Below are 9,250 nucleotides of genomic sequence, written 5' to 3'. Positions count from 1 at the left end.
GACGCTTCGCCCCTGCCCTCACGGGCAACGACGCACGGCTCGGGGCCGATGCGGATCGCTACTCCTTCATCGCAGTGGACTTCCACCACCTACTCCTTGCCGGTCTCCCGGCGCTCTGACAGTGCACATTTAGCGGCTTGTGCCCTCGTTGGAACGACCCGTCTCACTCCAGGGGTCCACTCCACCAGCCATCCAGCCACGATCAGCCCGTGAGGCGCGCACGAAACAACGTGCTGCCGTCCGTCAGGCGCGACCTGGTGATATCCCGGAATCCAGCCTCGGTCATCCACGCGCGATACTGACCTTCCGTGTACGATTCGCCGTGGCGATAGAGGTTCAGGAAGGTGAGATTCAGAAAGACACCCTCAGGCGGGCCGAGGCGGTCGTCATCGACGACACCCCACCCCGCAATGGCGATCTCGCCTCCGGGTGTGAGGCAACGCGCCGCGTTCAGGATCGAACGGCGCGCCTGGTCCGGCGGAAGGACCTGGACGACGGCCTTCAGGATCGCCAGATCGTGCCGACCGATCGATGGCGCGACAGTGATGTCCCCCGCTTCGACAACCACGTCGTCGGCACCGTATTCCGACAGGATATCCGGCGCGACCGCTGCGACCGTCGGGAGCTCCATCAGCGTCGCCGCAATCTGCGGCCGCCGCTCGCGAAGTCCGACGAGAATGGTTCCGGCGCCCCCGCCGATGTCGATCACCGAACCGATCGCCGAGAGGTCCATCTCCCGGGCCAGGTGTCGGCCGAAAATCACCCCGCCCGGTGCGAGCATGCGGCTGAAGGCGGCCGCGGCCTCGGGCCCCGCTTCGGCAAAGTCGTGCAGCGCAGCCGGCCGGTTCTGCCGCAGCGACTCTGCGGTCAGCAGGTCGGCTCCCCAGAGCTCGCGCAGCAGCGCATGATCGCCGCCGCGATAGGTCGGCTTGGACGCGTCGAGGAAGGCCGACGCTTCGGCTCCGTTGCGAAATCGACCATCCTCGACTTCGAGGAGACCGATGCTGGCGAGCGCGTAGAGGAGCCGCGACAGACGATCGGGCTCGACTTCGAGCGCGGCCCCAAGGCTGTCGGCAGTCGCCGCGCCGCCACCGAGCCGGGTGAAGATGCCAAGGTCCAGCCCGGCGCGAAGCGCCAAGGCGGGGGGCACGGCTGCGATCAGCTTGTCGATCCGATCGGACTCCACCATGTCACATCCCCTTCCGCGATCCGGGACCGGTTTCGAGGCCGCTGTTCGTGACGACGACGCTCGCCGGGTCCAGCTGGCAGCCCAGCCGCAGGGCGTGACGGGCATTCGCCCTCCGATCGCCCATGTCACCCTAATTCTTCTGTCTCAGTCCAGGGGTGCAGTCCACCTCGGTGCCACTGGATGGCCACGCCCCTTCGGGGCTCGCCATGACGGCTTTGGGATTCGCGACGGGAAGTCGCATTCCATTTTTCGTGAAAAGATCTCGCAAAAATCGGTTAGCGGTGATAGATTTTCGCAGTCGGTGAATACAATCCGCAGATCGTGGACGCATAGTCTTTGACGGTAGCAGACGAGCCCCGCCCGGGCGAATGGCCAAGCCTCCCTGTCGGCGACTTTGCCGGCCGGGTCCTTCCCGAACGCGGCGTGCCTGCCGGGTACGCCGCCGTGGTTGCGCGCCATGGCCTGAAGGCAGCGCTGCCGCCACGCCTGACGGCCCTGGCCCTTCGGCACCACCCATCCTCCACGCCGGATTGGCTGATGCTGACCCCTCGGCACCGGCCTGAGCAGACCCTCGCCGGCCAGCTCCAGTTCGCGCTTCGCTGGGAAGGTGTCGATCTCGGTGTGCTTGCCGCACTGTTCCGGCAGATCGAACCGGACGACATCGCCGCCATCGTGCGCGCCACGCCGACCGGCGGTTTCGCTCGAAGACTATGGTTCCTCTACGAATGGTTGACCGAGAGTCAACTCGATGTGCCGGATCCCGGCAAGGTGCGGGCCATCCCTGTCGTTGATCCCGATATTCAGTACGGGCTCGGCATCGGCCTGCCATCGACGCGGCACAAGGTCCTGAACAATCTTCCGGGCACCCGCAGGTTCTGTCCCCTCGTTCGACGCTCAGGCACCCTGCAAGTCCTCGGCGCCAGCCGCCTGGACGAAAGGGCACGAGAGGTCATCGGACGAACGCGCAAGGACCTGGTCGCGCGCGCCGCGGCCTTTCTGCTGGTAAAGGATTCCAAGTCCTCCTTCGCCATCGAAAAGGAGCGCGTGTCCGGCGACCGGGCAACCCGCTGGGCACAGGCCATCGGTCAGGCGGGCGTGCGGACGCTGAGTCTCGAGGAACTGGAACGTCTGCAGAAGATCGTCATCGGCGATGCTCGTTTCGTGACGTTGGGATTGCGTGACGAAGGCGGCTTCGTAGGGGTGCATGACCGGCAGACCGGCGAACCGGTGCCGGACCACATCAGTGCCCGCCATCAAGATCTCCCGGACCTCATTCGAGGCATGGTCGATTTCGAGCAACGGGCAATTCCCGGAGGGCTGGATCCCGTCATCGCCGCGGCCAGCTTGGGCTTTGGGTTCGTCTATGCGCATCCCTTTGTCGACGGTAACGGACGACTGCACCGATGGCTCCTCCACCACGTTCTCGCCCGAGCCCATTACAATCCTCCTGGAGTGCCATTCCCGATCAGCAGCGCGATCGAACGGCGGATATCGGAGTATCAAGCGGTTCTGGAGAGCTATGCTGCTGAAATTCTACCGTTGATCGCCTGGCGGCCGACGCCGAAGGGTAACGTCGAGGTTCTGAGCGAGACAGCCGATTTCTATCGCTACTTCGACGCGACGGCGCATGCGGAATTTCTCTACGACTGCGTCAGCCAGACGGTCGAAAAGGACCTTCCTGAAGAGGTTGCCTTCCTGGAGGCGTACGAAACATTCACAAACGAAGTGCAATCCATCGTCGACATGCCAAGCGCTCAAGTGGAGCTTCTGCGAGCGTTCCTCTCTCAGAATGGAGGCATGCTCTCCAGGCGAGCGCGCCACGGCGAGTTTGCCGCGCTTACGGATGAAGAGGCCGAAAGAATCGAAGGGATATACGCTGACGTATTCGAAGCCAGATGAGCGGGTATTTCGTCGATCAGACGCTGCCCGCGGGCGGCCGAACCCAGGCGGCGTCCCAGGCGCAAGGAACCACTCGGAGGCGATCATGGACTGGAGGAAGCAGGTGGCAACCGCCCTCGACGGCCGGCATCCCGGGCTGGGGCATCGGGTCGAGCTGGGCCTCCACGCGCTGATCCTCTATTCCGCCCTGTCGATGGGGGTCGAGACCCTGCCCGACCTGCCGGGCTGGGCCAGGACGGTGCTGTTCGCCTCGGAGATCGCCGTCGTCGCGGCGTTCACGATCGAATACGCCCTGCGCCTCGCCACCGCCCCCGCCCCGGGCGCCTATGCGCGGAGCTTCTTCGGCATCGTCGACCTTCTGGCGATCGCCCCCTTCTTTATCGGCCTCGTCTTCGCCGGCATCGGCATCGACCTCCGCGCCGTCCGGGCGCTGCGGCTGCTGCGCCTGGTCCAGCTGTTGAAGCTGGCCCGCTACAACAGCGCCATCGACCGCCTCGTCTCCGCCTGGCGCGTCGTCAAGGAGGAGGTCGTCGTCTTCGGCGTGGCGGCGGTCGTCGTCCTCTATGTCTGCGCGCTCGTCATCCACCAGTTCGAGCACGAGGCCCAGCCCGAGGCCTTCACATCGGTGCTCGACGCGATGTGGTGGGCCGCGGTGACGCTGACCACGGTCGGCTACGGCGACATCTATCCGGTGACGCCCGTCGGCAGGCTGTTCACCGTGCTGATGCTGTTCGTGGCGCTGGGCATCATCGCCATACCGACCGGGCTGGTCGCATCGGCGCTGAGCGCGATCCGGGCCAAGGAAGCCGCCGCCGAAGACCGGGAGGCGGGTCGGCCCTCGGCGACATCCCGCGACTGAGCGGGCCTGTTGCGCGATCCCTCGGCAGGCGCGAGGGGGTCGGTGCCGCCTGGATGGCCACGCCCCCCATCAAGTGCAAAGGGCGGGGCTCGCCATGACGGCTTTGGGATTACGGTGACGAGGATTGCGGCGGCAGCGGCCCTCAGCGGGGCGTCAGTCCTGCAGCTTCGGATCACCTCGCCGGCCGCGGCTCGGCGACCTCCGGTGCCTCGGCCGCGTCGGCGTGGATCTCGGTCCGGATCACCCGCAGCGTCACCGCGTGCAGATAGCGGGTCAGCTCGATGTTCAGCTCCTGGAACTCCGGCCACAGGATCTGGTCGAAGAAGCGTTGCGGCGCCCGCACCATCACCGTCGTCCGCCGCTGCCGCCGGTAGCGGAACGGCTGCAGCCCGTAGCGCCGGCACAACGCCACGAACAGCTGTCGCGACCATTGATCGGCCAGCGTGACCTTTGTCTCCACCGCCGGATCCCTGGCCTGCTGCTGCCGCAGCCGCGCCCGAATCCGCTCCAGCGCCGCCTCCGCCGCCAGCCGCTCCCCCGCCGTTCCGGCGCCGGCATGCAGCGCCTCGATCTTGCGAAGCTTCTCCCGCAGATCCGCATCCGTCGCCATCGCCGCCATCCCCGCCGCCACCGGCGCCCACGCTACCGCAGTCCCGGCCGTCCGCAACACCCCGATGCCGCGGAGAGGCAATGGATGGCGCTTCGGACATCTCCGGCCCCGCCAGGGGATCGCATCCGGGGGCTCGGCCTGAGAGCCCGTCTGTAAATGCTACTGGTGCGGCCGTCTGACGGCGGTTTCTGCGCTTCCGGTGCTCACGGACCCAAACGTCCGCTGCGCGCCGGTTCTCGAAACCACCGCCATCCGACTCACACCAGCGCATTTCCAAACAGGCTCTGACGGCTTCGGAGCCGGCCTTCCGTTGATGTTCTGTTTTTGTTCTTGACATGACGGCACGTCGCGCCGCATAGTTCAGGCACAGTCGAAGAGTTGCGCCCGCCCGGCCCCGCCGCGGCGGGCTTTTTCATGCGAGGTCGAGAATGACGGCGATCGCACCATGGGTCATCTGGGTCAAGCCGAGCTGGCGCCGGTTCGCGCAGCACCTCACGCGCTTCGGCGACGCCACTCTCGCCGCCGAGCATGTCGGCTACCGGGGGAGCAACGCCGGTCAGCAGGGCGTCGCGCTGATGACCAAGCCTGGAATCCTGCTTGCCTGCTTCGAGGAGATCGTGCGGCGACGGCAGGAGAAGGGGCCGGCCCCGCACGAGGACGCGGTGCGCAAGCTGATCGACGCGGCCGCAGAGTGCCTTCGCCCCGGCGCGGTCAAGGGCCGTGCCGCCCGCTGGCTGCCGAACCTGCAACAGGCGTTCCGGGAATTCTGCCGCGACCAGGGGCTGACCGAGGACGGACTGTTCCCGGAGGGGATGCTGGACGCGATGCCGGCACCGACGGCGATCACCCTGCCCCCGCCCGGTCTCGCGCCCGTCTTCGATCCGCTGCTGGAGCGGTCGCGCTACAAGGGCGCCTATGGCGGCCGCGGCTCCGGCAAGTCGCACGCCTTCGCCGAGCTGCTGGTGCGGCGCTGCGTCGAGGCGGCGCCGGTGCGGGCGGTGTGCATCCGCGAGGTGCAGCGCTCGCTGGACCAGTCGGTCAAGCGGCTGATCGAGGACAAGATCCAGGCGCTGGGCGTCGGCGCGGCCTTCCGGGTGCAGGCCGACCGCATCGTGACACCCCGCGGCGGCCGGATCATCTTCCAGGGCATGCAGAACCACACGGCCGAGAGCATCAAGTCGCTGGAAGGCTATGACATCGCCTGGGTCGAGGAGGCGCAGGCGCTGTCGATCCGCAGCCTGGACCTGCTGCGGCCCACCATCCGCAAGACCGGATCGGAGCTGTGGTTCTCCTGGAACCCGACCCGGCCGGACGACCCGGTCGACGCGCTGTTCCGCGACGGGACGCCGCCGCCCGATGCCGCGGTGGTGCGGGCCAACTGGACGGAGAACCCGCATTTTCCGGAGGTGCTGCAGGCGGAGATGGAGTGGGACCGGGCGCGCGACGCCGACAAGCACCAGCATGTCTGGCTCGGCGGCTATCAGACCTTCAGCGAGGCGCGGGTGTTCAAGAACTGGAAGGTGGAGGCGTTCGAGACGCCGGCCGACGCGCGCTTCCTGTTCGGTGCGGACTGGGGCTTCGCCCGCGACCCGACGGTGCTGGTGCGCTGCTTCGTGGCGGGCCGGACGCTGTTCGTCGACCACGAGGCCTATCAGGTCGGCTGCGAGATCGACCGCACGCCGGCGCTGTTCGACACCGTGCCGGGGTCGCGGCGCGGGCAGATCCTCGCCGACGGCGCCCGGCCGGAGACCATCAGCTACATGCAGCGCAACGGCTTCGGGGCCATGGTCGGGGCGACCAAGGGGGCGGGGTCGGTCAAGGAGGGGGTCGAGTTCCTGAAGGCGCACGACATCCTGGTGCATCCGCGCTGCCGCCACCTGATCGACGAGCTGGCGCTGTACAGCTACCGCACCGACCCGAAGACCGGCGTGATCCTGGCCGAGCTGGAGGACCGCGAGAACCACGCCGTCGACGCCCTGCGCTATGCCGTCGAGGGGCTGCGGCGGGGCGGTTACGACACATCGATGAAGTGGGTGGGGACATGGTGACGGAAGCGCGGGTTCAGACCCTGTGCGGCGGTCGGATCATGGCTTCAGCGCGGGCGGGGGCGCGAGGCTCGGGGGGCTGAGGTTGCCCGGCTTGGGCCTGGCCGGCGCGGGGACCACGGCCGGCCTGGTCGCGGCCGGCCTCTGGGCGGGCTTGATGTCCTGAACAGCCGGCCGCTGATTGCGGACCACCGGAGGCGACCCGCCGGCCGTCCCGCCGACGCAGGGCGCGCCGGCGGTGTCGACGGCATTCGGGTCCACGACGCATTGCGCGCTGGCCACCGGTGCGATGGCCAGAATCGCGCCGGCGAAGACCGCCAGGCGGATGAGGGATGTCATGCCAATGACATGCGCCGGGATCGGCCGACGTCAAGGACGTGACGGCGCGCTCTCAGCCGCCGGCGCCGGCCGAGCGCGGGCACAGCACCAGGGTCGGGAGCGGCAGCAGGGCCTTGCCGCCCCGGTCCATCCCGCGACTGAGCGGGACGCGGCGACATAGCATGCCACCCTGACTCTTCTGACTCAGTCCAGGGGTGCAGTCCAGCACTGCCATCGAATTTCGACACTATACTCACGGATACCTGCCCCACCACCACGTATGCCCACCAGTCATCGTCAGTATAGTGGCAACCGTCGCTGGAATGGCGTCTGCTTTTCGGTGAACCGGGCCCGTCACGCTCGGACAATTCCTTGCTTCGGCATCATCGAGGAGCGACGAGCTCATGTCATCGGCGCGGAAAGTGCTTGGACTTGCATCGCTGTCAATCTTCGCCTGCGCGATTGCCGCCGCTGTCGCGGGCGGCGCACAAGGCCAGGCGGCGCCGACCGCACCGGCGTACCAGGCGAGCGTCAGCGACCTGATGCTCACGATCATCCAGCCGCGGCACCGCAATCTCTGGCTCGCCCGCCAGGCCGGCAACTGGGATTATGCGGCCTATGAGGCCGGCAATCTTTCGGGCGCTTTCGGCCGCGTCGGACGCGCCCACCCGACCATCGGCGACATCCCGTTGCAGGACATGATCGCCTCGGTGACGGAACAGCCATTGCGGGATCTCGCGGCCGCAGCAAAGGCGCATGACGCCGCCGCCTTCGACAAGGCCTATTCCGATCTCACCGACGGCTGCAATGCGTGCCACGAAGGCACGAACCACAGCAACGTCGTCATTCGCGTGCCGTCGACGGAAGCCGCCGTCGATCAGGATTTCCGACCGCCGACGCAGTGAGCGACGGCGGCTGCCCTGGCGTTCGAGCCGATCCGAGGTCCCGACATCCGAAGGCCTCCAAGATCATGCGCCGTCACCGCCATCGCGCGCCCTCAGCCGCCGGCGGCGGCCGAGCGCTGGTACAGCACCGGGGTCGGGAGCGGCAGCAGGGCCTTGCCGCCGCGGTCCATATAGGGCGCGATGCGGTCCAGCATGCCCTGGTACGAGGCGCTGGCCAGCAGCACCACGCCCGGCCCGCCGTCGTTGACGCCGTCGGGCGACTGGATCGGCAGGCCCAGGCCCTCGATCTCGAGGCCCCATTTCTTCGGATTGCCGTCATAGATCGCGACGATCTCGGAGTGGTCGAGCGAGGTCGAGCTGAGCAGGTTGGTGAAGTAGTTGCCGATGCCGTAGACCGCCATCGGCAGCCCCTGCCGGCGGACCTCCGCCAGCACGGCGTCGTAGCGCGCGACATAGTCGCGGTACTTCCGGCGGAACTCATGCGCCAGGGCGACGTCGACGGCCACGTCGTCGGTCGGCAGGCTGGCCTCGCCGGTGTTGCGGCAGACGGCGCGCAGGATGCCCTTGTGCGAGGTCACCGTGCCGTCGAAGCCGTGCCGCCGCATCGCCCGCAGCAGCGAGGTCGCGGTGAAGTAGTTCGGGTGCTCGTACATCCAGAACGGCGCGCCCTCCGCCATCACGATGCCGCAATCCGGCACCTCCAGGGCGACATGGCCGTTGGTCCGCACCACTTTCTGCAGGCCGCCGAGGAAGCTGTCGGGCTCGGTGACGTGCTCCAGCACCAGGCGGGCACTGACGAAGTCGAAGCTGTCCGCCGGGAAGGTGTCGGGCGTGAAGTATTCCAGCGTCGTCTCGACCCCGAAGGCGCGCTCGGCCTCGGCCGCCGCGGCGGCGTTCGGGTCGCAGCCCTGCACCGTCATGCCGGCCGATTGCAGCCGGGCCAGGAACCGGCCGTCATAGGAGCCGATCTCCAGCGCATGGCCCGACATCGGCAGGCCGCCGGCGACCAGGAACTCCAGGAACTCCCGGTGGCGCTCGTCCATCTCGGGGTCCGAGGCGAAGGTCGGGTAGGAGCCGTAATATTTGCTGTAGATCTCGTCCAGCGCCTCGCGGTCGGGCGGCAGCAGCTGCATCGCGGTGCCGCAGCCATGGCACAGGCCCACCGTCATCGGCACCGTGCGCCAGATGCTCTCGAACTCGGTCGGGCGGATCAGGTAGCTGTATTTCTCGATCTCGACCAGGACCTCCAGCGCGGAGGCGCCGCAATGCGGGCATCGGTCGATGGTCTTATTCATGAAACGCAATCCCCCCAGCACTCAGCAATGATTTGACGACCGTTCGCGATCGGCCATGGCGGGCTCGTGGTGGACACGCGTGCCCTCTCGCTGCCCGCCGAGTGTAGTCACCGACGGCCGCGGCGGCCAA

The 9,250-nt window shown here is 67.7% G+C and carries 8 protein-coding genes; 4 read left to right on the top strand and 4 right to left on the bottom strand.

The annotated features are described in order from the left end of the window. Window positions 1-202 precede the first annotated feature (202 nt). On the bottom strand, window positions 203-1,189 hold the full coding sequence (locus tag ACTOWL_RS12815; protein ID WP_441321618.1) for a methyltransferase: 987 nt from the start codon (window positions 1,187-1,189) through the stop codon (window positions 203-205). 336 nt (window positions 1,190-1,525) lie between these two features. Between ACTOWL_RS12815 and ACTOWL_RS12810 the strand changes: the two genes are divergently transcribed. Both ACTOWL_RS12810 and ACTOWL_RS12805 read left to right on the top strand, forming a co-directional pair. Then, complete coding sequence (locus ACTOWL_RS12810) at window positions 1,526-3,088, top strand: Fic family protein (RefSeq protein ID WP_441321617.1); 1,563 nt, start codon at window positions 1,526-1,528, stop codon at window positions 3,086-3,088. A gap of 85 nt (window positions 3,089-3,173) precedes the next feature. Next, complete coding sequence (locus ACTOWL_RS12805; RefSeq protein WP_441321616.1) at window positions 3,174-3,947, top strand: ion transporter; 774 nt, start codon at window positions 3,174-3,176, stop codon at window positions 3,945-3,947. Between the two features lie 172 nt (window positions 3,948-4,119). Here ACTOWL_RS12805 and ACTOWL_RS12800 read toward each other — a convergent pair whose 3' ends face one another. After that, window positions 4,120-4,557 carry a hypothetical protein gene (locus ACTOWL_RS12800; RefSeq protein WP_441321615.1) on the bottom strand — a complete coding sequence of 146 codons (438 nt, stop codon included), beginning with the start codon at window positions 4,555-4,557 and terminating at the stop codon, window positions 4,120-4,122. A 428-nt stretch (window positions 4,558-4,985) separates the two neighbouring features. On the opposite strand from ACTOWL_RS12800, the gene ACTOWL_RS12795 reads away from it, so the two are divergent. Further along, window positions 4,986-6,605, top strand: coding sequence for a PBSX family phage terminase large subunit (locus ACTOWL_RS12795; protein WP_441321614.1), 1,620 nt, complete (start codon window positions 4,986-4,988; stop codon window positions 6,603-6,605). A gap of 36 nt (window positions 6,606-6,641) precedes the next feature. On the opposite strand, the gene ACTOWL_RS12790 is transcribed toward ACTOWL_RS12795, so the two are convergent. Beyond that, entirely contained in the window at window positions 6,642-6,941 is a 300-nt protein-coding gene (locus tag ACTOWL_RS12790) for a hypothetical protein (RefSeq protein ID WP_441321613.1), read from the bottom strand. Window positions 6,942-7,324: 383 nt separating this feature from the next. On the opposite strand from ACTOWL_RS12790, the gene ACTOWL_RS12785 reads away from it, so the two are divergent. After that, on the top strand, window positions 7,325-7,825 hold the full coding sequence (locus ACTOWL_RS12785) for a hypothetical protein (protein ID WP_441321612.1): 501 nt from the start codon (window positions 7,325-7,327) through the stop codon (window positions 7,823-7,825). A gap of 92 nt (window positions 7,826-7,917) precedes the next feature. Here the strand turns inward: ACTOWL_RS12785 and ACTOWL_RS12780 are convergent, their stop codons facing one another. Then, a complete protein-coding gene (locus ACTOWL_RS12780; RefSeq protein WP_441321611.1) occupies window positions 7,918-9,120 on the bottom strand; it encodes a class I SAM-dependent methyltransferase in 1,203 nt (400 codons plus the stop codon). Window positions 9,121-9,250: the final 130 nt, after the last annotated feature.

The organism is Inquilinus sp. CA228 (assembly GCF_052078665.1).
In the GTDB taxonomy this organism is placed as follows: domain Bacteria; phylum Pseudomonadota; class Alphaproteobacteria; order DSM-16000; family Inquilinaceae; genus Inquilinus.
This window is presented reverse-complemented; position numbering and strand designations above follow the sequence as displayed.